A 20699-nucleotide genomic window follows, 5' to 3' on the forward strand; every position below is an offset into this window, starting at 1 on the left:
AGCGCCTCGACCACGACGTCCTACAGTTCCGTCACCGAGCCGCCGGCAGCGGTGATCTTCTCCTTGGCCGACGCACTGAACGCGTGCGCCGACACCTGGAGGGCGACCCCGCCCAGCTCCCCGGTACCGAGAACCTTCACCGGCTGGCCCTTGCGGACGGCGCCGGCCTGGACCAGCTCCTGCGGACCGACCTGGCCGCCCTCCGGGAACAGCTCGGCGAGCCGGTCCAGGTTGACCACCTGGAACACGACCTTGAACTTGTTCTTGAAGCCCTTCAGCTTCGGCAGCCGCATGTGGATGGGCATCTGCCCGCCCTCGAACGCCGCCGAGATGTTCTTCCGGGCCTTGGAACCCTTGGTACCGCGACCGGCGGTCTTCCCCTTCGAACCCTCACCGCGACCCACCCGGGTCTTCTCGGTCTTGGCTCCGGGGGCCGGGCGCAGGTGGTGGACCTTGATCGTCATTACTCGACCTCCTCGACCTTCACGAGGTGGCTCACGGTGAAGATCATGCCCCGAATCTCGGGGCGGTCCTCCTTGACCACCACGTCGTTGATCCGCTTGAGACCAAGCGACCGCAGCGACTCGCGCTGGTTGTGCTTGGTCCCGATGCCGGACCGGACCTGGGTCACCTTCAGGCGTGCCATCAGGCCGTCACCCCCGCCTGGGCCGCCAGCATGGCGGCCGGGGCGACGTCCTCGACCGGCAGACCCCGACGCTTCGCGACCGCCTCCGGCGACTCCAGCCCCTTCAGGGCCGCCACCGTGGCGTGCACGATGTTGATCGGGTTGGACGAGCCGAGGCTCTTGGAGAGCACGTCGTGGATGCCCGCGCACTCCAGTACGGCCCGGACCGGACCACCGGCGATGACACCCGTACCGGCGCTAGCCGGCTTGAGCAGCACCACACCGGCGGCGTCCTCACCCGTCACCGGGTGCGGGATCGAGGCACCGATCCGAGGCACCTTGAAGAAGTGCTTCTTGGCCTCCTCGACGCCCTTGGCGATCGCCGCGGGCACCTCCTTGGCCTTTCCGTAGCCCACACCGACCGTGCCGTCACCGTCGCCAACGATCACCAGGGCGGTGAAGCTGAAGCGACGACCGCCCTTCACGACCTTGGCAACCCGGTTGATGGCGACGACCCGCTCAAGGTGCGGCGTCTTCTCGGCGGGCGCGTTTCCGCGACCGCCCTCACGGCGGTTGTCGCGGCGACCACCCTCGTTGCCACCGGACCCGCCGCCACGGCGCTGTTGACCTGGCATCAGCAGCTTTCCTCTCTTCTCGTGACGGGGTTAGTTACGATCCTCGTCTGATTGCGCATCAAACGCCGTCAGAACTCGAGCCCGGCTTCGCGGGCCGCATCGGCCAGTGCGGCGATCCGCCCCGCGTACTGGTTGCCACCGCGGTCGAAGACGACCTTGGAGATCCCGGCGGCCTTGGCCCGCTCGGCGACGAGCGCGCCGACCTTGCCGGCCAGGGCGCTCTTGTCGCCCTCGGTCCCCCGGATCGAGTCGTCCATGGTCGAGGCGTAGACCAGCGTGTGGCCCCGGCCGTCGTCCACGATCTGCGCGGTGATGTGCCGCAGCGAGCGGGTGACCACCAGACGCGGCCGATCGGCGGTGCCGACGACGGTCTTGCGGACCCGGAAGTGCCGACGCGCCCGCCCGACGGCGCGCTTGGCGGCGACCCCGCGGCGGCGCTTGAGCAGTGTGGCGGTCACTTCTTACCTGCCTTTCCGGCCTTGCGACGAATCACTTCGCCCTGGTACTTGACGCCCTTGCCCTTGTACGGCTCCGGCGGACGGATCTTCCGGATGTTGGCGGCAACCTCGCCGACCTGCTGCTTGTCGATGCCGGCCACGTGGAACAGGGTGGGCCGCTCGACGGTGAAGGTGATCCCGGCCGGGGCCTTCACCTGCACCGGGTGCGAGAACCCGAGCGCGAACTCGAGGTCGCTGCCCTTGGCGGTGACCCGGTAACCGGTACCGGCGATCTCCAGGGTCTTGCGGTAGCCCTCGGTCACCCCGACGATCATGTTCGCCACCAGGGTGCGGCTCAGGCCGTGCAGTTCCTTGGCCTTGCGCTCGTCGTTCGGCCGGGTGACGTGCAGCGCGCCGTCCTCGCCCCGCTCCGCCGTGATCGGCTCGGCCAGGGTGTGCGACAGCTCGCCCTTCGGCCCCTTGACCTTGACGGTCGAACCGTCGATGGTCACCTCGACGCCGGACGGCACCGGGATCGACTTACGTCCAATACGCGACATTTTTCTCTGTCTCCCGTTACCAGACGAAGGCGAGGACTTCCCCGCCAACGCTCCGCTTGCGGGCCTGCCGGTCGGTCAGCAGCCCCTGGGACGTCGAGATGATCGCCACGCCCAGTCCACCGAGCACCCGGGGGAGCCCGTCCGACTTGGCGTACACCCGGAGGCCGGGCTTGGACACGCGCTTGATGCCGGCCAGGCTCCGCTCCCGGTTCTGGCCGTACTTCAGCTCGACGACCAGTCGCTTGCCGACGGCGCCCTCCTCGGGCTCCTCGACCGACCAGGTCGCGATGTAGCCCTCGGACTTGAGGACCTCGGCGATGTTCGCCTTGATCTTCGAGTAGGGCATCGTCACCCGGTCGTGGTACGCCTGGTTGGCGTTGCGCAGACGCGTCAGCATGTCTGCGATCGGGTCGGTCATCGTCATGGATCTCGTCAGCCTTTCTCGCCGGGGTTCCCGGGGCACTGGCCCGGGCCTACGGCGTTGCGATCCTCGCCCCGGATATCGGTCGGGACGTGGCTGGGCCCAAAGCGGGTGGCGTCGCGGTCCTCGCTCCGCCACCCACGGATGGGGCGCAGTGTCACCAGGAAGCCTTCGACACGCCGGGCAGCTCACCGCGGTGGGCCATCTCCCGGATGCAGACCCGGCAGAGGCCGAACTTGCGGTAGACCGCCTTCGGCCGCCCGCAACGCTGGCAGCGGGTGTACGCGCGAACCGAGAACTTCGGCTTCGCGGCGGCCTTGAGGATCAGCGCCTTCTTCGCCATATCAGTCCTCAGTTCTCCTTGTTTCGATCCGTCACGGCTGCTCAGCCCTCCTTGAACGGGAAGCCGAGGAGCTTGAGCAGCGCCCGGCCCTCGTCGTCGGTCTTCGCGGTGGTCACCACCGTGATGTCCATGCCCCGTACGCGGTCGATCCGGTCCTGGTCGATCTCGTGGAACACCGACTGCTCGGTCAGGCCGAACGTGTAGTTGCCGTTGCCGTCGAGCTTGCGCCCGTCCAGACCACGGAAGTCCCGGATCCGGGGCAGCGCGATGGAGAGCAGCCGGTCCAGGAACTCCCACATCCGGTCGCCGCGCAGGGTCACCTTGGCGCCGATCGGCATGCCCTCGCGGAGCTTGAACTGCGCGATGGACTTGCGGGCCCGGCGGACCTGCGGCTTCTGACCGGAAATGGTGGCCAGGTCGCGTACGGCGCCGTCGATCAGCTTCGCGTCCCGGGCCGCCTCGCCGACACCCATGTTGACGACGATCTTGACCAGGCCGGGCACCTGCATCGGGTTGCCGTACTGGAACTGCTCGCGGAGCTGCCCCACGATCTCTTCGCGGTACCGCTGCTTGAGCCGGGGCAGCGTCTTGGTCTCGGTTGCCGTCATCACAGGTCCTTACCGGTGCTACGCGCGATACGGACCTTCTGGCCGCCCTCGTCGATCCGGTACCCGACCCGCGTCGGGTTGCCGTCGGAGTCCACGACCATCACGTTCGAGACGTGGATCGCGGCCTCCTGGGTGACGATGCCGCCGGTCTTCGCACCGCGCTGGGTGGTGCGGATGCGGGTGTGCTTCTTGACCCGGTTCACGCCCTCGACCAGGACCTTGTCCTGCCGCGGGTAGGCCGCGATGACCTTGCCCTTGGCACCCTTGTCCTTGCCGGCGATGACGATGACCGTGTCGCCCTTCTTGACCTTCACGGTTACAGCACCTCCGGCGCGAGCGAGATGATCTTCATGAACCGCTTGTCCCGCAGCTCGCGGCCAACCGGGCCAAAGATACGGGTACCTCGCGGGTCGCCACCATCCTTGATGATCACGGCCGCGTTCTCGTCGAATCGGATGTACGAGCCGTCCGGACGCCGCTTCTCCTTCGCGGTGCGGACGACGACCGCCTTGACGACGTCGCCCTTCTTCACACCGGCACCGGGGATGGCGTCCTTGACCGTGGCCACGATGACGTCGCCGATGCCCGCGTAGCGCCGACCGGAGCCACCGAGCACCCGGATGCACAGGATCTCCCGGGCACCCGTGTTGTCGGCGACGCGCAGTCGCGACTCCTGCTGAATCACGTCTATCTCCTATGTCTGCCAGTTCTCAGCCGGCGGTTCATCCGGCCTTCGGCGACCGAAGTCCCGTGCCGGCTGAGCTTGGCGGAACCCTGAGCCTGCGGTACGGCTCTTACTTGGCCTTCTCGAGGATCTCCACGACCCGCCACCGCTTGGTGGCGGAGAGCGGACGGGTCTCCATGATCAGCACCCGGTCGCCGGTGCCGCACGCGTTCTGCTCGTCGTGCACCTTCAGCTTGCTGGTGCGGCGCATGACCTTGCCGTACAGCGCGTGCTTGACCCGGTCCTCGACCTCGACGACCACGGTCTTTTCCATCTTGTCGCTCACCACGAGGCCCTCCCGGACCTTGCGCTGAGCCCGCGACTTCGCGGTGGTGGTTTCTTCGCTCATGATGCAGTCACCTCAGTCGGCGCGGCCGAAAGCCCAAGCTCACGCTCACGCATGATCGTGTAGATCCGGGCGATCTCCCGGCGGATGACCTGGAGCCGGCGGTTGTTGTCCAGCTGACCGGTCGCCGACTGGACGCGGAGGTTGAACAGCTCCGCCTTGGCCTCCCGGAGCCGGCTGACCAGCTCCTCCTCGGAGAGCTCACGCAGCTCGCCGGCTTTCACGCCCGCGGCCATCAGCTTTCACCCACTTCGCGCGTCACAATGCGGCACTTCATCGGGAGCTTGTGGATCGCGCGACGCATCGCCTCTCGCGCGATCTGCTCGTTGGGGAAGGACATCTCGAAGAGCACCCGCCCCGGCTTGATGTTGGCCACCCACCACTCGGGCGAACCCTTACCGGAACCCATCCGGGTCTCGGCCGGCTTCTTGGTCAGGGCCTGGTCCGGGAAAACCGTGATCCAGACCTTGCCGCCACGCTTGATGTGCCGGGTCATCGCGATACGCGCCGCTTCGATCTGCCGGTTGGTCAGATACGCGGGCTCGAGCGCCTGGATTCCGAACTCGCCGAACACCACCCGGGTGCCACCCTTCGCCGCGCCATGGCGGTCGGGGTGGTGCGGCTTGCGGAAGCCCTTAGGGGGCTTGCGCGGCATCAGCATCTGTCAGCCCTCCTGCGCTGAGCTGTCCGTTCCGGCGGAACCCGCCGGAGTCGCCGCGGCGGTGGCCGGCGCGGCGCTGTCGTTCGTCGCCTCGGCGGGCGGACCAGAGGCCTCCGCCTGCGCGGCCCGACCCGCCTCGGTGCCACCCGGCGTGGTGCCGGAGGAACCGGAACGGCCGCGACGCGGCCGGTCGGGGCGGTCGCCCCGCTCGCGGCGCGGACGCGCCGGACCCGTCTCGGCCGGGGCCTCCCGACCGGGTACGGCGTCGCCCTTGTAGATCCAGACCTTCACGCCGATCCGGCCGAAGGTGGTCCGGGCCTCGAAGAAGCCGTACTCAATGTTGGCCCGCAGCGTGTGCAGCGGCACCCGACCCTCGCGGTAGAACTCGGTACGGCTCATCTCGGCGCCGCCGAGCCGGCCGGAGACCTGCACCCGGATGCCCCGCACGATCGGGTTCTTCATCGCGGACTGCATGGCCTTACGCATCGCCCGCCGGAAGCTGACCCGGCTGGAGAGCTGCTCGGCCACGCCCTGCGCGACGAGCTGCGCGTCCGACTCCGGGCTCTTCACCTCGAGGATGTTGAGCTGCACCTGCTTGCCGGTCAGCTTCTCCAGCTCGCCACGGATCCGGTCCGCCTCGGCACCCTTACGGCCGATGACGATGCCCGGCCGGGCGGTGTGGATGTCGACCCGCACCCGGTCCCGGGTCCGCTCGATGTCGACCTTGGAGATGCCGGCCCGCTCCAAGCCCTTGGACATCATCCGCCGGATCTTGACGTCCTCGGCGATGTAGTCCTTGTAGAGCTTGTCCGCGTACCAGCGGGACTTCCAGTCGGTCGAGATGCCGAGCCGGAACCCGTGCGGGTGAACCTTCTGCCCCATTACTCGGCACCCTCCGTCTTGCTCTGCGTCTCCGTGCCCTCGGCCGCGGTCGGCTCGGTCGCCTTGCCCTGCTCGGCCGACTTGGTGGCCTTCGCCGGAGCGGCCTTCTTCGCCGCACCCCGCCCGGCCGGAGCCGACGGCGCCACGGCCTCCACCGCGATGGTGATGTGGCAGGTCCGCTTGCGGATCCGGTACGCCCGGCCCTGCGCCCGAGGCTGGAACCGCTTCATCGTCGGGCCCTCGTCCACGAACGCCTCGCTGACGAGCAGCGCGTCGGGGTCCAGCCGCTCGTTGTTCTCCGCGTTGGCGATCGCGCTCGCGAGCACCTTGTAAACCTGCTCACTCGCCGCCTGCGGCGCGAACTGCAGCACCGTGAGCGCCTCCTTCGCGGGCAGACCGCGGACGAGGTTGACCACCCGGCGCGCCTTGGTCGGCGAGATGCGCACGTGTCGCGCAACCGCCCGCGCGCCCGGAAGCACCGGAGCGTCGCCCTTTACTGGCATCGCTGAAACCCCTTGATCCTTTATCCGTGGTCGGCGCTCAGCGCCGGCGGCTCTTCCGGTCGTCCTTCTCGTGACCCTTGAACGTGCGGGTCAGCGCAAACTCGCCGAGCTTGTGCCCGACCATCGCCTCGGTGATGAACACCGGGACGTGCTTGCGCCCGTCGTGCACGGCGATCGTGTGCCCGAGCATGTCCGGGATGATCGTCGAACGGCGCGACCAGGTCTTGATGACGTTCTTCGAGCCCTTCTCGTTCTGCGTCTCCACCTTCTTGAGCAGGTGGTCGTCGATGAACGGGCCCTTCTTCAGGCTGCGAGGCATGTCTACCTATCTCCCTTAGCCGCGCTTACGGGTGGCGTAGCGGCGGCGGACGATGAGGCGGTCGCTCGCCTTGCCCTTCTGCCGGGTACGACCCTCGGGCTTACCCTGCGGGTTCACCGGGTGACGACCACCGGAGGTCTTACCCTCACCACCGCCGTGCGGGTGGTCGACCGGGTTCATCGCCACACCACGGACGGTCGGGCGGCGGCCCTTCCAGCGCATCCGGCCGGCCTTGCCCCAGTTGATGTTTGACTGGTCGGCGTTGCCGATCTCACCGATGGTGGCCCGGCAGCGCACGTCCACCCGCCGGATCTCGCCGGAGGGCATCCGCAGCGTGGCGTACGCCCCCTCCCGGCCCAGCAGCTGGATGCCGACGCCGGCCGAGCGGGCCAGCTTGGCGCCACCGCCGGGACGCAGCTCCACCGCGTGGATGGTGGAACCGACCGGGATGTTGCGCAGCGGCAGGTTGTTGCCCGGCTTGATGTCGGCGCCCGGACCGGACTCGACCCGGTCGCCCTGCTTCAGGTCCTTCGGCGCGATGATGTACCGCTTCTCGCCGTCGAGGTAGTGCAGCAGCGCGATCCGCGCGGTGCGGTTGGGGTCGTACTCGATGTGCGCGACCTTCGCCGGCACGCCGTCCTTGTCGACCCGCTTGAAGTCGATCAGACGGTACTGGCGCTTGTGCCCACCACCGTGGTGCCGCGTGGTGATCCGGCCGTGGGCGTTACGCCCGCCCTTCTTCGGCAGCGGAACCAGCAGCGACTTCTCCGGGGTGGACCGGGTGATCTCGGCGAAGTCGGCGACGCTGGAGCCACGCCGGCCCGGCGTCGTCGGCTTGTACTTACGGATAGCCATTGTCTATACCCCTCAGCTGACCGGGCCGCCGAAGGCCTCGATACGGTCACCGTCAGCCAGCTTCACCATCGCCCGCTTGGTGTTCTTGCGCTTGCCGTACCCGGTGCGGGTGCGCTTGCGCTTGCCCTCGCGGTTGAGCGTGTTCACCGTCAGGACGCGCACGTCGAAGATCTGCTGAATCGCGATCTTGATGGCGGTCTTGTTGGCGTCCGGGTGCACCAGGAAGGTGTACCAGTTCTTGTTCAGCTCGCTGTAGCTCTTCTCCGAGACGACCGGCGCGAAGATGATGTCCCGCGGGTCGGCGATGGTGCTCACTTCTCGCTCTCCTCACCCTGCGTCCCACCGCGGACACCCAGGAACTCGTCCAGGGCCTCCTTGGTGAAGACCACGTCGTCGGCCACCAGCACGTCGTACGTGTTGAGCTGGCCGGCCTCCAGCAGGTGCACCCGGGGCTCGTTGCGCAGCGAGAGCCAGTTCAGCTCGTCGGTGCTGCTGAGTACCACCAACACCCGCTTGGCCTCGGTCGCCTTGCGCAGCGTGGCGAGGGCGGCCTTGGTCGACGGCTTGTCGCCGGTCACAAAGGCCTCCACCACGTGCACCTGACCGCCACGGGCCCGGTCCGAGAGGGCCCCCCGCAGCGCGGCGGCCTTCATCTTCTTCGGGGTCCGCTGGCTGTAGTCGCGCGGGACCGGCCCGTGCACGACGCCACCACCGGCGAACTGCGGCGCCCGGATCGAACCCTGCCGGGCCCGACCGGTGCCCTTCTGCTTGTACGGCTTCTTGCCGCCACCGGCGACCTCGCCCCGGGTCTTGGTCTTGTGCGTGCCCTGCCGCGCGGCGGCGAGCTGCGCGACCACGACCTGGTGCATCAGCGCGATGTTGGCCTGCACGTCGAAGATCTCGGCCGGCAGCTCGACGGAGCCGCTCTTGCTGCCCTCGGCGGTCAGCACGTCAACGGTGGTCACGCCGCACCGCCCTTCTTCGCGACGACCTTGGCAGCCGAGCGGACCAGCACCAGCGCGCCCTTCGGGCCCGGAACGGCGCCGCGGACCAGGAGCAGGTTGTTCTCCGGGTCGACCGCCTGGACGATGAGGTTCTGCACGGTGTAGCGCGCTCCACCCATCCGGCCGGCCATCCGGGTGCCCTTGAAGACCCGGCCCGGGGTCGCGCAGGCGCCGATCGAACCGGGCGAGCGGTGCTTGCGCTCGACACCGTGGCTGGCGCGCAGACCGTGGAAGCCGTGCCGCTTCATGGGACCGGCGAAGCCCTTGCCCTTGGTCCGGCCGGTCACGTCGATCGGCGTACCGACGGCGAACGTCTCGACGCTGACCTCCTGACCCAGCTCGTAGTCGGCGGCGTCAGTGGTGCGCAGCTCGACGATGTGCCGGCGCGGCGCCACGTTGGCCTTGCCGTAGTGGCCGCTGATCGGCTTCTTGACCTTCCGGGGGTCGACCACGCCGTACGCCAGTTGGACCGCGGAGTAGCCGTCCTTCTCAGCGGTGCGGACCTGGGTGACGACACACGGTCCGGCCTGCACCACGGTCACCGGAACAACCTTGTTGTTGTCCCAGACCTGGGTCATGCCGAGCTTGGCGCCCAGGATGCCCTTCACTTGCCTGTCCATTAGTCCGGTCCCTACAGCTTGATCTCGATGTCGACGCCAGCCGGCAGGTCGAGGCGCATGAGCGAGTCGACCGTCTTGGGGGTCGGGTCGATGATGTCGATCAGACGCTTGTGCGTGCGCATCTCGAAGTGCTCACGCGAGTCCTTGTACTTGTGCGGCGAACGGATCACGCAGAAACGGTTGATCTCCGTGGGCAGCGGCACCGGGCCCGCGACCTGAGCCCCGGTACGCGTCACCGTCTCAACGATCTTGCGCGCCGAGGAGTCGACCACCTCGTGGTCGTACGCCTTGAGCCGGATGCGGATCTTCTGTCCCGCCATGGTGGCCTCTGTTCCTTCTCTCGCCTTGTCCGTCCCGCCCGCCCGCTCCAGCGGAGCCGCTCTCCCGGAGGGGAGCGGGATGTTCCATGCCGGGCTCGGGCGCTGCCCAGTTCCCGTGCTGTCCGACCCCCGCGGTCGGGCGTGTCGCACCCCGGGGCCGGACTCCACCCCGGAAAGTCCGAGGCGGTCCCGCCCGTGCGGGAAGTATCGGGGCGCCGGAGCTAGATCAACTACCTCCGGACGCCCAGCAAGGGTGGCTGGCTGCTGGCAGCCAGCCACCCCGCCGGTACGCAACCTGACCAGTATGCCGTACTACCGCAGGGCAACGCTAATCGGGGTTACCTGAATTACTTGACGATCTTCGTGACGAAGCCGGCGCCGACAGTCCGGCCACCCTCGCGGATGGCGAACTTGAGGTTCTCCTCCATCGCGATCGGCTGGATCAGCTTGACCGACATCGTGGTGTTGTCACCCGGCATGACCATCTCGGTGCCCTCGGGCAGCGTGACAACGCCGGTGACGTCCGTGGTCCGGAAGTAGAACTGCGGACGGTAGTTCTGGAAGAACGGGGTGTGCCGGCCGCCCTCCTCCTTGGAGAGGATGTAGACCGTCGCCTCGAACTCCGTGTGCGGGGTGGTGGTGCCGGGCTTGACGACCACCATGCCGCGCTCGACGTCCTCGCGCTTGATGCCACGCAGCAGCAGACCGACGTTCTCGCCCGCACGGGCCTCGTCGAGCAGCTTGCGGAACATCTCGATACCGGTGCAGACCGTCTTCTGCGACTTCTCGCGGATACCGACGAGCTCCACCTCCTCGTTCGGCTTGAGGATGCCGCGCTCGGCGCGGCCGGTGACCACGGTGCCCCGACCGGTGATCGTGAAGACGTCCTCGATCGGCATGAGGAACGGCTTCTCGGTCTCCCGCTCCGGCTGCGGAATGGCGGTGTCGACGGCGCTCATCAGGTCCATGAGCTTGTCGGTCCACTCCGGGTCGCCCTCGAGGGCCTTCAGCGCCGAGACCCGGACGACCGGCAGGTCGTCACCGGGGTACTCCTGCGCCGAGAGCAGCTCGCGGACCTCGAGCTCGACCAGCTCGAGCAGTTCCTCGTCGTCGACCATGTCGCTCTTGTTGAGCGCCACGACGATGTAGGGAACGCCGACCTGGCGGGCCAGCAGCACGTGCTCGCGGGTCTGCGGCATCGGGCCGTCGGTCGCCGCGACCACCAGGATCGCGCCGTCCATCTGCGCGGCACCGGTGATCATGTTCTTGATGTAGTCGGCGTGACCGGGGCAGTCGACGTGTGCGTAGTGCCGCGCCTCGGTCTGGTACTCGACGTGTGCGATCGAGATCGTGATGCCCCGGGCCTTCTCCTCCGGCGCCTTGTCGATCTCGTCGAACGGCGTGTACGGGTTCAGGTCCGGCATCCTGTCGTGCAGGACCTTGGTGATGGCCGCCGTCAGCGTCGTCTTACCGTGGTCGATGTGACCAATGGTGCCGATGTTGACGTGCGGCTTAGTCCGCTCGAACTTCGCCTTCGCCACTGGTGTCCTCCTGTGGACTTCTTGGTTCGTACGCCCGGCACGCCATTCGGCGCTCAGGACTCTGTCGACAGCCTTTCCGACCGAGGGTTCCCGGCCGGGAAGTCATGTGGGTCTTGCGGCGGTGAAACCTTCAGGCCCGGTCTAGCAGCCCGGCCCGTGGGCGCCGCGGGCGAGATTACCCGCCCGCCACGCTCGCGGTATCACCGGCCCGGCACCGGGTCAGTGCGCGTTTCCGCTCACTCACCCGTCGCCTTCGCGATGATCTCCTTCGCCACGCTCGCGGGAACCTCGGCGTAGGAGTCGAACTGCATGCTGTAGCTAGCCCGGCCCTGGGTCTTCGACCGCAGGTCGCCGACGTAGCCGAACATCTCCGAGAGCGGCACCAGGGCCCGGACGACGCGAGCGCCGCTGCGCTCCTCCATCGCCTGGATGATGCCCCGGCGGGAGTTGAGGTCGCCGATCACGTCGCCCATGTTCTCCTCGGGCGTGGTGACCTCGACCGACATCATCGGTTCGAGCAGTGCGGGGTCGGCCTTGCGGGCCGCCTCCTTGAGCACCATCGAACCGGCGATCTTGAAGGCCATTTCCGACGAGTCGACCTCGTGGTACTGACCGTCCAGCAGGGTCAGCTTCAGACCGACGAGCGGGAAGCCGGCGAGGATGCCGTACTGCATGGCGTCCTGGGCGCCGGCGTCCACCGACGGGATGAACTCCCTCGGGATCCGCCCACCGGTGACCGCGTTCGCGAACTCGTACGTCGGCGAGTCGTTGTCCAGCGGCAGCGGTTCGAGGCTGACGATGACCCGGGCGTACTGACCCGAACCACCGGTCTGCTTCTTGTGGGTGTACTCGATCTTCTCCACCTTGCGGCGGATGGTCTCCCGGTACGCCACCTGCGGCTTGCCGATGTTCGCCTCGACGTTGAACTCGCGGCGCATCCGGTCCACCAGGATGTCCAGGTGCAGCTCGCCCATGCCGGAGATGACGGTCTGGCCGGTCTCGTCGTCGAGCTTGACCCGGAAGGTCGGGTCCTCTTCGGCGAGCCGCTGGATGGCGGTGCTCAGCTTCTCCTGGTCGGCCTTGGTCTTCGGCTCGATCGCCACCTCGATGACCGGCTCGGGGAAGGTCATCGACTCCAGGATGACCGGGTTGGCCGGGTCGCAGAGGGTGTCGCCGGTGGTGGTCTGCTTCAGGCCCTGCACCGCGATGATGTCGCCAGCCTTGGCGGAGCTGCGCTCCTCCCGCTTGTTGGCGTGCATCTGGTAGATCTTGCCGATCCGCTCCTTGCGGTCCTTGGTGGAGTTGACCACCTGGGACCCGGACTCGACCACGCCGGAGTAGACCCGGACGTAGGTCAGCTTACCCAGGTGCTTGTCGGTCTGGATCTTGAACGCGAGACCCGAGAACGGCTCCGACGTCGACGGCTTACGCTGCATCGGCGTCTCGCCGTCGCTCGCCGTACCCTCGATCGCCGGGATGTCCAGCGGCGACGGCAGGTAGGCGACCACCGCGTCGAGCATGGGCTGGATGCCCTTGTTCTTGAACGCGGTGCCGCAGAGCACCGGGTTGGCCTTGCCGTCGATGGTGGCGCGGCGGATGCCTGCCTGGATCTCCTCGACCGAGAGTTCCTCGCCCTCGAGGTACTTCTCCATCACCGAGTCGTCGACGTCGGCCAGGGTCTCCAGCAGCTTCTCGCGCCACTCGGCGGCGATCTCCGTCAGCTCGGCCGGGATCTCCTCGACCGCGTAGTCCTCACCCTTCTGGGTCTCCCCGCGCCAGGTGAGGGCACGCATGCCCACGAGGTCCACCACGCCGATGAAGTCGGCCTCGGCGCCGATCGGCACCTGCAGCACCAGCGGCGTGGCGTTGAGTCGGTCGATCATCATCTGCACGCAGCGGAAGAAGTCCGCCCCGGTTCGGTCGAGCTTGTTGACGAAGCACATCCGGGGGACGTTGTACTTGTCGGCCTGACGCCAGACGTTCTCCGTCTGCGGCTCCACACCGGCGACACCGTCGTAGACGGCCACCGCACCGTCGAGCACCCGCAGCGACCGCTCGACCTCGACCGTGAAGTCGACGTGGCCGGGCGTGTCGATGATCTGGATCGTGTGGCCCTTCCACTCGCACTTCGTGGCGGCGGAGGTGATGGTGATGCCGCGCTCCTGCTCCTGCTCCATCCAGTCCATGACGGCGGCGCCCTCGTGGACCTCACCGATCTTGTAGGTGATGCCGGTGTAGAACAGGATCCGCTCGGTGGTAGTGGTCTTACCGGCATCGATGTGCGCCATGATGCCGATGTTGCGTACGTTGGCGAGCGCGTCTGCGGCGGCCACTTCAATCCCTACTTGTCGTCTCGTCGGTGTGATCGCGACCGGTGCCGGGCCCCGGCGCGGCGGACCGCGCCGGAACCCGGAGGGCCGTTACCAGCGGTAGTGCGCGAAGGCCTTGTTGGACTCGGCCATCTTGTGGGTGTCCTCACGCCGCTTCACGGCGGCGCCAAGACCGTTGCTCGCGTCCAGCAGCTCGTTCATCAGCCGCTCGACCATCGTCTTCTCCCGGCGGGCCCGGGAGTAGGTGACCAGCCAGCGCAGGCCCAGCGTGGTGGCACGCTGCGGCTTGACCTCGACCGGCACCTGGTAGGTCGCGCCACCGACCCGGCGGCTGCGCACCTCCAGGGTCGGCTTCACGTTGTCCATCGCCCGCTTGAGGGTGACCACGGGGTCGGTGCCGGACTTCTCCCGGCAGCCCTCCAGTGCCTCGTAGACGATGCGCTCGGCGAGCTGACGCTTGCCGCGCAGCAGGATCTTGTTCACCAGCTGGGTGACCAGCGGGGAGTTGTACACCGGGTCCGCGACAAGCGGACGGCGCGGAGCAGGGCCCTTACGCGGCATGTCAGCTCTTCTCCTTCTTCGCGCCGTAGCGGCTACGGGCCTGCTTGCGGTTGCGGACACCCTGGGTGTCCAGCGAACCGCGGACGATCTTGTAACGCACGCCCGGAAGGTCCTTCACCCGGCCGCCGCGAACCAGCACCAGGGAGTGCTCCTGGAGGTTGTGCCCGACGCCCGGGATGTAGGCGGTCACCTCGATCTGGCTGCTGAGCTTCACCCGAGCGACCTTGCGCAGCGCGGAGTTCGGCTTCTTGGGGGTGGTGGTGTACACGCGCGTGCACACGCCGCGCCGCTGGGGACTCCCCTTCAGCGCCGGCGTCTTGGTCTTGCTCGTCTTCGCCTGGCGGCCCTTGCGGACCAACTGCTGGATCGTGGGCACCGGGTTTTCCGCTCCCTTCGGCCGCCTTCTGCGACCGCGCCGTGTGTCTTTAGCCGCCCGTGTGGGTGGCTCTCTTACCTTCCAACCAGGGCCGTCTCGGGACGGCCCCGGCACCCGCGGTCGGGCGTGTCGCCCGCTCACGGTTTCCCGCCGCCACTCGTCGACGCCGGATTCCAGCCCGTCGGCACGCTGGGGCGTAGCCGACTCGTCTCGACTTGGTCGTGACGTTGCTCGATTGCCACCATGTGGACTCGGGCACACGCACGAGTTGCCCGGGCACGCCCGGGCACGAGAGGAAAGAGTACCTACCGTGAGTGGGCACGTCAAAACAGGTCTCCGGGAGGTTGTCGACCAACCCCCGGCCAGGCCCGGATCTCCGCGTCGCTCCCGAGAAGCACTGCCGGTTGTCAAGTGTACCGGCTGCTCCCCCGATCGGCCCGTCGGCCCGGTAACCCGACAACCATCCGCCCTGGGGCGACCCGCACCCGACGCCGGCGATCAGACCAGTTGCAGCAGCAGCGACACGGCCAAGCCGACCACGGTAACGGCCAGACCGACGCCGGCACAGCTGATCCCGGCGATCGCCAGGCCCCGACCGGTGTACCGGACCGGCGGCGCCGTGGCGCCCGGTGTGGCGCCGGCCACCGCGCGGCGGCGAGCGGGCCAGAGCGGCCTGGCGCCCGGCGAGGTCTGCCGGCGCCCCAGCTCCCCGAGGAGTACACCGGTCACCCCCAGCAGCCCGGCGAGCACCGCGAAGGCGCCCGCCACCCAGCCGCCCCAGTCCGCCGGGCTGCTGCCGGCGAGGCCGAGGCAGCCGCCGGCGAAGGCGACGAGCACGGATCCGGCGCCGGTCACCAGCGAGGCCACCGCCGGGCCGGAGGTGACCGGAGCCACCTCAAGATGCACCAGGCCGAACGGCGTACCCGGGACCGCGTCCACCCGGCTGGGCGCCCGCATCGCATCCTGCGGGGGCGCCGGCACCGCCCCGAACCGCTGGCCGCCGGCCACCCCCGGTGCACCGGGCGGGCGGCCCTGCCCCGGGTACCCGGCCGGCGCCGACTGCGCGTCGGTCCGGAACGCCTCCGGCATCGGGTACGCCGAACCGGTGGCCGCCCCCCGTACGCCCACCGGGGCCGGGCCGGAGGCTGGCGCCATCGGACCGGACGTCGTACCCGACCAGGCCGCACCGAGGTTCGCCGGAGTCGGCGGACCGGACGCGGGGCGGGCCCACTCGCTCGCCGCAGCGGTCGGCTGTCCCGGTGCGCTCGTCGACGGCGTCAACGGCGTCGACGCCGGCAGCGGCGCATCCGTCGGCAGCGTGTACGAGGGCTCGTGGTAGCGAGGCTGGTCCCCGGCCGGCTGCCCGGGTGTCTCGTCCGCCGCGCGCTGCACCCCGGGTGGCTGCGCCTCCTCCGTCACGGAACTCCCCCTGCAACCACCGAGCCGCCAGCCTTGGCGGAACCGAGCGGCCGAGGAGAATCCGTCGACCGGGCCCGACACGTCGTGCCGAGGTCAGGTTACCGCCGCACGGCCGACCACCGCCGGTCAGGCGACCCCGGTGAGTGCTGCTGGTCAGTGGCTGCTGGTCAGTGCCTGCCGGTCAGTCGACCCCGGGCGCGAAGTCCCGACCCGCCGAGCCGTCGGCCAGCTGGACCACGCCGATCACGGTCGCCACCACCACGGCAGTCGCGGCGAGGACCAGGCCGGCCCAGGCCAGCCGCTCACCGCGACGCAGCCAGGCGGCACCGGTCAGATAACCCCCGGAAGCGTACGCCTCGCGGCGGGCCTGCCGGGCCAGCAGCATCGCCACGGTCGCCGGGACGATGCCCCCGACCATCGGGCCGGTGAGCAGCGCCATCAGGCCGAGGGCGAAGACCGCCCGCGACTTCGTGGAGCGCACCGGATCCGGGTCGAGGGGATGGCGCGTGGCCGGGCCGGCTGCCGGCATGGTGGTCACCACGCCAGCCTACCCAACCCGGTGACCACGGCCGGAAATGCGAGGCGCCCCGCCCGTCGGTCGACGGGGCGGGGCGCCTCGGGTGTCTCGTTAGCGGTACGACCCGAAGTCGAAGTCGTCCAGCGGCACTGCCTGGCCGCTGGCCGGCCCGAACCCGTAGTCGGTCTCCGGGTAGCCGGTCATCGAGTAGACCTTGGCCTTCGCCTCCTCGGTCGGCTCGACCCGGATGTTGCGGTACTTGCTGATGCCCGTACCGGCCGGGATGAGCTTACCGATGATGACGTTCTCCTTGAGACCGATGAGCGAGTCACTCCGGGCGTGGATCGCCGCGTCGGTGAGCACCCGGGTGGTCTCCTGGAAGGACGCCGCCGACAGCCACGAGTCGGTGGCCAGCGATGCCTTGGTGATACCCATCAGCACCGGCCGGCCCGCCGCGGGCTCGCCGCCCTCGGAGACGAGTCGGCGGTTCTCCGACTCGAACAGCGCCCGGTCGACCAGCACGCCCGGCAGGAACTCGGTCGCGCCGGAGTCGATCACCGTCACCCGCTTGAGCATCTGGCGGATGATGATCTCGATGTGCTTGTCGTGGATGAGCACACCCTGCGACCGGTAGACCTCCTGGACCTCCTGGGTCAGGTGGACCTGGACCGCCCGCGGGCCAAGGATCCGCAGCAGCTCGTGCGGGTCGATGGTGCCCTTGGTCAGCTTCTGGCCGACGTCGACGTGGTCACCGTCGTGTGCCTGGAGCTGCACCCGCTTGGAGATCTTGTCGTACACGATCTCGTCGCTGCCGTCGTCCGGCACCACGATGATCTTGCGCGACCGCTCGCCGTCCTCGATCCGGATCCGGCCCGGGGTGTCGGCGATCGGCGCCTTGCCCTTCGGGACCCGGGCCTCGAAGATCTCCTGGACCCGGGGCAGACCCTGGGTGATGTCCTCACCCGCGACACCACCGGTGTGGAAGGTACGCATCGTCAGCTGGGTACCCGGCTCACCGATCGACTGGGCGGCGATGATGCCGACCGCCTCGCCGACGTCCACGGTCTTGCCCGTCGGCAGCGAGCGGCCGTAGCACGCCCCGCAGACGCCGAGCTTGGACTCGCAGGTGAGCACGCTGCGGACCCGTACGGTGTCCACCCCGGCCGCCACGATCTTGTCGACCAGGATCGTGTTGATGTCCGCACCCCGCTCGGCGACCAGGTTGCCGTCCGGCCCCTTGATGTCGTCGGCCAGGGTACGGGCGTGCACGCTGGTCTCCACGTGCTCGTGGGCCACCAGCCGACCGTCCAGCTGGGTCGCGATCTGCATCGGGATGGCGCGGTCGGTGCCGCAGTCCTCCTCGCGGATGATCACGTCCTGCGAGACGTCCACCAGACGACGGGTCAGGTAACCCGAGTCGGCGGTACGCAGCGCGGTGTCGGCGAGACCCTTCCGGGCGCCGTGCGTGGAGATGAAGTACTCCAGCACGGAGAGACCCTCCCGGTAGCTGGCCTTGATCGGCCGCGGGATGATCTCGCCCTTCGGGTTGGCCACCAGACCACGGATCGCCGCGATCTGACGGAGCTGGAGCAGGTTACCGCGAGCACCCGAGTTGATCATCTTCCACAGCGGGTTCTCCTGCGGCAGCGCGGTCTCCATCTCCTTGGCGACCTCGTTGGTCGCCTTGGTCCAGATCTCGATGAGCTCGCCGCGACGTTCCTCGGCGGTCATCAGACCCCGCTGGTACTGCTTGTCGATCCGCTCGGCTTCCTTCTCGTACCGCTCCAGGATCTCCCGCTTGCGCGGCGGCGCGATGACGTCCTCCATGCCGATCGTCACGCCGGACCAGGTGGCCCAGTGGAAACCGGCCTCCTTGAGCCCGTCGAGCGTCGCGGCCAGGGCCACCTTCGGGAACCGCTCGGCGAGATCGTTGACGATCGCAGAGAGCTGCCCCTTGCGGATCTCGTAGTTCACGAACCGGTAGCCGACCGGCAGGGTCTCGTTGAAGAGCACCCGACCCAGCGTGGTCTCCACGGTCAGCGGCTCACCCGGTACCCACTCCTCCGGAGCGGTCCACCGCGAGGCGCCGGGGCCGTTGTCGACCTCGACCACACCGCGCAGCCGGATCTTGACCGGGGTCTGCAGGTGCAGCTCACCGTTGTCGAAGGCCATCCGCGCCTCGGCGTCCGAGCTGAAGACCCGGCCCTCGCCGATCTCACCCGGGGTGAGGTGGGTGAGGTGGTAGAGACCGATGACCATGTCCTGGGTGGGCATGGTGACCGGCTTGCCGTCGGCCGGCTTGAGGATGTTGTTCGACGAGAGCATCAGGATCCGGGCCTCGGCCTGCGCCTCGGCCGACAGCGGTACGTGCACCGCCATCTGGTCGCCGTCGAAGTCCGCGTTGAACGCGGTGCAGACGAGCGGGTGGATCTGGATCGCCTTGCCCTCGACGAGCTGCGGCTCGAACGCCTGGATGCCCAGCCGGTGCAGGGTCGGCGCCCGGTTCAGCAGTACCGGGTGCTCGCCGATGACCTCTTCCAGCACGTCCCAGACGACCGGCCGCTGCCGCTCGACCATCCGCTTGGCGGACTTGATGTTCTGCGCGTGGTTGAGGTCGACCAGCCGCTTCATCACGAACGGCTTGAACAGCTCCAGCGCCATCTGCTTGGGCAGGCCGCACTGGTGCAGCTTGAGCTGCGGACCCACGACGATCACGGAACGACCGGAGTAGTCGACCCGCTTGCCGAGCAGGTTCTGCCGGAACCGGCCCTGCTTGCCCTTGAGCATGTCCGACAGCGACTTCAGCGGCCGGTTACCCGGACCGGTGACCGGCCGACCGCGCCGCCCGTTGTCGAAGAGCGCGTCGACGGCCTCCTGGAGCATCCGCTTCTCGTTGTTGACGATGATCTCGGGCGCGCCGAGGTCGATCAGTCGCTTGAGCCGGTTGTTCCGGTTGATCACGCGGCGGTAGAGGTCGTTCAGGTCCGAGGTCGCGAACCGGCCACCATCGAGCTGCACCATCGGGCGCAGGTCCGGCGGGATCACCGGTACGCAGTCCAGCACCATGCCGAGCGGCGAGTTGCGGGTGTTCAGGAACGCCGCCACGACCTTGAGTCGCTTGAGCGCCCGGATCTTCCGCTGCCCCTTGCCGGTACGGATGATCTCGCGGAGGTTGTCGGCCTCGGCGTCCAGGTCCATGTTCTGGACCAGCGCCTTGATCGCCTCGGCGCCCATCCCACCGGTGAAGTACTCGCCGAACCGGTCCCGCAGCTCGCGGTAGAGCAGCTCGTCGGTGACCAGCTGCTTCGGCTCCAGCTTGCGGAAGGTGTCGAGGACCTCGTCGAGGCGGTCGATCTCGCGCTGGGCCCGGTCGCGGATCTGGCGCATCTCGCGCTCTCCGCCCTCCTTGACCTTGCGCCGCACGTCGGCCTTGGCACCCTCGGCCTCCAGCTCGGCCAGGTCGGCCTCGAGCTTGGCGGCCCGCTTCTCGATCTCCGAGTCGCGGCTGTTCTCGGCCTGCCGCTTCTCGGCGAGAATCTCGTTCTCCACCGTCGACAGGTCACGGTGCCGCGCCTCCGTGTCGACGCTCGTGACAACGTACGACGCGAAGTAGATGATCTTTTCGAGGTCCTTCGGCGCCAGGTCGAGCAGGTAGCCCAGCCGGCTCGGCACACCCTTGAAGTACCAGATGTGCGTCACCGACGCGGCCAGCTCGATGTGGCCCATCCGCTCACGCCGCACCTTGGACCGGGTCACCTCGACGCCGCAGCGCTCACAGATGATGCCCTTGAACCGGACGCGCTTGTACTTACCGCAGTAGCACTCCCAGTCCCGCTGCGGACCGAAGATCTTCTCGCAGAAGAGCCCGTCCTTTTCCGGCTTCAGGGTGCGGTAGTTGATCGTTTCAGGCTTCTTGACCTCACCGTGCGACCACTGACGGATGTCGTCGGCGGTGGCCAGGCCAATCCGCAACTCGTCGAAGAAGTTGACGTCGAGCACGTTATATGTCCCTCGTGTCGTGTCGTTTTACCACTAGCTCACTGGCCTGGGGGTTTGGGGCGGCGCGACCCGCGGAGGGATCAAGCCTGACCG

At 68.5% G+C, this 20699-nt stretch carries 28 protein-coding genes; all 28 read right to left on the reverse strand.

From position 1 onward, the window contains the following. Positions 1–20: 20 nt before the first annotated feature. The gene (rplO, locus tag CLT71_RS17980; protein WP_101368131.1) at positions 21–464 is read right to left on the reverse strand and encodes a 50S ribosomal protein L15; all 444 of its coding nucleotides are present in this window, start codon (positions 462–464) and stop codon (positions 21–23) included. Next, positions 464–646, reverse strand: coding sequence for a 50S ribosomal protein L30 (rpmD, locus tag CLT71_RS17985; protein WP_013735939.1), 183 nt, complete (start codon positions 644–646; stop codon positions 464–466). Before rpmD ends, rplO begins: the two co-directional genes overlap by 1 nt. Then, a complete protein-coding gene (rpsE, locus tag CLT71_RS17990) occupies positions 646–1260 on the reverse strand; it encodes a 30S ribosomal protein S5 (RefSeq protein WP_101368132.1) in 615 nt (204 codons plus the stop codon). Before rpsE ends, rpmD begins: the two co-directional genes overlap by 1 nt. A 68-nt stretch (positions 1261–1328) precedes the next feature. Beyond that, complete coding sequence (gene rplR / locus CLT71_RS17995) at positions 1329–1718, reverse strand: 50S ribosomal protein L18 (protein WP_101368133.1); 390 nt, start codon at positions 1716–1718, stop codon at positions 1329–1331. Beyond that, positions 1715–2257: a 50S ribosomal protein L6 gene (rplF, locus tag CLT71_RS18000; RefSeq protein ID WP_101368134.1), complete on the reverse strand. Its 543-nt coding sequence runs from the start codon at positions 2255–2257 to the stop codon at positions 1715–1717. The genes rplR and rplF overlap by 4 nt, the downstream gene beginning before the upstream one ends. Before the next feature lie 16 nt (positions 2258–2273). Further along, positions 2274–2681: a 30S ribosomal protein S8 gene (rpsH, locus tag CLT71_RS18005; protein ID WP_018784557.1), complete on the reverse strand. Its 408-nt coding sequence runs from the start codon at positions 2679–2681 to the stop codon at positions 2274–2276. A 154-nt stretch (positions 2682–2835) separates the two neighbouring features. Then, positions 2836–3021: a type Z 30S ribosomal protein S14 gene (locus CLT71_RS18010; protein WP_007073023.1), complete on the reverse strand. Its 186-nt coding sequence runs from the start codon at positions 3019–3021 to the stop codon at positions 2836–2838. A 41-nt stretch (positions 3022–3062) separates the two neighbouring features. Beyond that, a complete protein-coding gene (gene rplE, locus CLT71_RS18015; protein ID WP_101368135.1) occupies positions 3063–3632 on the reverse strand; it encodes a 50S ribosomal protein L5 in 570 nt (189 codons plus the stop codon). After that, positions 3629–3943: a 50S ribosomal protein L24 gene (gene rplX, locus CLT71_RS18020; protein WP_101368136.1), complete on the reverse strand. Its 315-nt coding sequence runs from the start codon at positions 3941–3943 to the stop codon at positions 3629–3631. Before rplX ends, rplE begins: the two co-directional genes overlap by 4 nt. Positions 3944–3945: 2 nt before the next feature. Continuing rightward, positions 3946–4314: a 50S ribosomal protein L14 gene (rplN, locus tag CLT71_RS18025; protein ID WP_089244879.1), complete on the reverse strand. Its 369-nt coding sequence runs from the start codon at positions 4312–4314 to the stop codon at positions 3946–3948. 109 nt (positions 4315–4423) lie between these two features. Further along, on the reverse strand, positions 4424–4702 hold the full coding sequence (rpsQ, locus tag CLT71_RS18030) for a 30S ribosomal protein S17 (RefSeq protein WP_101368137.1): 279 nt from the start codon (positions 4700–4702) through the stop codon (positions 4424–4426). After that, positions 4699–4935: a 50S ribosomal protein L29 gene (gene rpmC / locus CLT71_RS18035; protein WP_101368138.1), complete on the reverse strand. Its 237-nt coding sequence runs from the start codon at positions 4933–4935 to the stop codon at positions 4699–4701. The genes rpsQ and rpmC overlap by 4 nt, the downstream gene beginning before the upstream one ends. Beyond that, positions 4935–5360 (reverse strand): 50S ribosomal protein L16, encoded by a 426-nt coding sequence (rplP, locus tag CLT71_RS18040; protein WP_101368139.1) that lies wholly within the window; start codon positions 5358–5360, stop codon positions 4935–4937. Before rplP ends, rpmC begins: the two co-directional genes overlap by 1 nt. Before the next feature lie 3 nt (positions 5361–5363). Then, positions 5364–6242 carry a 30S ribosomal protein S3 gene (gene rpsC / locus CLT71_RS18045; protein ID WP_101368140.1) on the reverse strand — a complete coding sequence of 293 codons (879 nt, stop codon included), beginning with the start codon at positions 6240–6242 and terminating at the stop codon, positions 5364–5366. After that, complete coding sequence (rplV, locus tag CLT71_RS18050) at positions 6242–6745, reverse strand: 50S ribosomal protein L22 (protein ID WP_101368141.1); 504 nt, start codon at positions 6743–6745, stop codon at positions 6242–6244. Before rplV ends, rpsC begins: the two co-directional genes overlap by 1 nt. 37 nt (positions 6746–6782) lie before the next feature. Continuing rightward, positions 6783–7064: a 30S ribosomal protein S19 gene (gene rpsS, locus CLT71_RS18055; RefSeq protein ID WP_101368142.1), complete on the reverse strand. Its 282-nt coding sequence runs from the start codon at positions 7062–7064 to the stop codon at positions 6783–6785. Between the two features lie 15 nt (positions 7065–7079). Then, complete coding sequence (rplB, locus tag CLT71_RS18060; protein ID WP_101368143.1) at positions 7080–7919, reverse strand: 50S ribosomal protein L2; 840 nt, start codon at positions 7917–7919, stop codon at positions 7080–7082. Between the two features lie 12 nt (positions 7920–7931). Beyond that, on the reverse strand, positions 7932–8234 hold the full coding sequence (gene rplW / locus CLT71_RS18065; protein WP_101368144.1) for a 50S ribosomal protein L23: 303 nt from the start codon (positions 8232–8234) through the stop codon (positions 7932–7934). Further along, positions 8231–8884 (reverse strand): 50S ribosomal protein L4, encoded by a 654-nt coding sequence (gene rplD, locus CLT71_RS18070; RefSeq protein ID WP_101368145.1) that lies wholly within the window; start codon positions 8882–8884, stop codon positions 8231–8233. Before rplD ends, rplW begins: the two co-directional genes overlap by 4 nt. Continuing rightward, the gene (rplC, locus tag CLT71_RS18075) at positions 8881–9543 is read right to left on the reverse strand and encodes a 50S ribosomal protein L3 (protein ID WP_101368146.1); all 663 of its coding nucleotides are present in this window, start codon (positions 9541–9543) and stop codon (positions 8881–8883) included. The genes rplD and rplC overlap by 4 nt, the downstream gene beginning before the upstream one ends. 11 nt (positions 9544–9554) lie before the next feature. Further along, positions 9555–9863, reverse strand: a complete 309-nt coding sequence (gene rpsJ, locus CLT71_RS18080) for a 30S ribosomal protein S10 (RefSeq protein ID WP_007073037.1) — start codon at positions 9861–9863, stop codon at positions 9555–9557. 347 nt (positions 9864–10210) lie between these two features. Continuing rightward, complete coding sequence (tuf, locus tag CLT71_RS18085; protein WP_101368147.1) at positions 10211–11404, reverse strand: elongation factor Tu; 1194 nt, start codon at positions 11402–11404, stop codon at positions 10211–10213. A gap of 236 nt (positions 11405–11640) precedes the next feature. Then, a complete protein-coding gene (gene fusA, locus CLT71_RS18090; protein WP_101368148.1) occupies positions 11641–13737 on the reverse strand; it encodes an elongation factor G in 2097 nt (698 codons plus the stop codon). An 87-nt stretch (positions 13738–13824) separates the two neighbouring features. Next, a complete protein-coding gene (gene rpsG / locus CLT71_RS18095; protein ID WP_101368149.1) occupies positions 13825–14295 on the reverse strand; it encodes a 30S ribosomal protein S7 in 471 nt (156 codons plus the stop codon). Between the two features lies 1 nt (position 14296). After that, positions 14297–14671: a 30S ribosomal protein S12 gene (rpsL, locus tag CLT71_RS18100; RefSeq protein ID WP_101368150.1), complete on the reverse strand. Its 375-nt coding sequence runs from the start codon at positions 14669–14671 to the stop codon at positions 14297–14299. Between the two features lie 498 nt (positions 14672–15169). Continuing rightward, a complete protein-coding gene (locus CLT71_RS38075; RefSeq protein WP_486483324.1) occupies positions 15170–16090 on the reverse strand; it encodes a phage holin family protein in 921 nt (306 codons plus the stop codon). 181 nt (positions 16091–16271) lie between these two features. Then, the gene (locus CLT71_RS18115) at positions 16272–16619 is read right to left on the reverse strand and encodes a hypothetical protein (RefSeq protein WP_101371556.1); all 348 of its coding nucleotides are present in this window, start codon (positions 16617–16619) and stop codon (positions 16272–16274) included. A 99-nt stretch (positions 16620–16718) separates the two neighbouring features. Then, a complete protein-coding gene (locus CLT71_RS18120) occupies positions 16719–20606 on the reverse strand; it encodes a DNA-directed RNA polymerase subunit beta' (protein ID WP_101368152.1) in 3888 nt (1295 codons plus the stop codon). Positions 20607–20699 lie beyond the last annotated feature (93 nt).

The sequence above is a fragment of the Plantactinospora sp. CNZ320 genome (assembly GCF_002846275.1).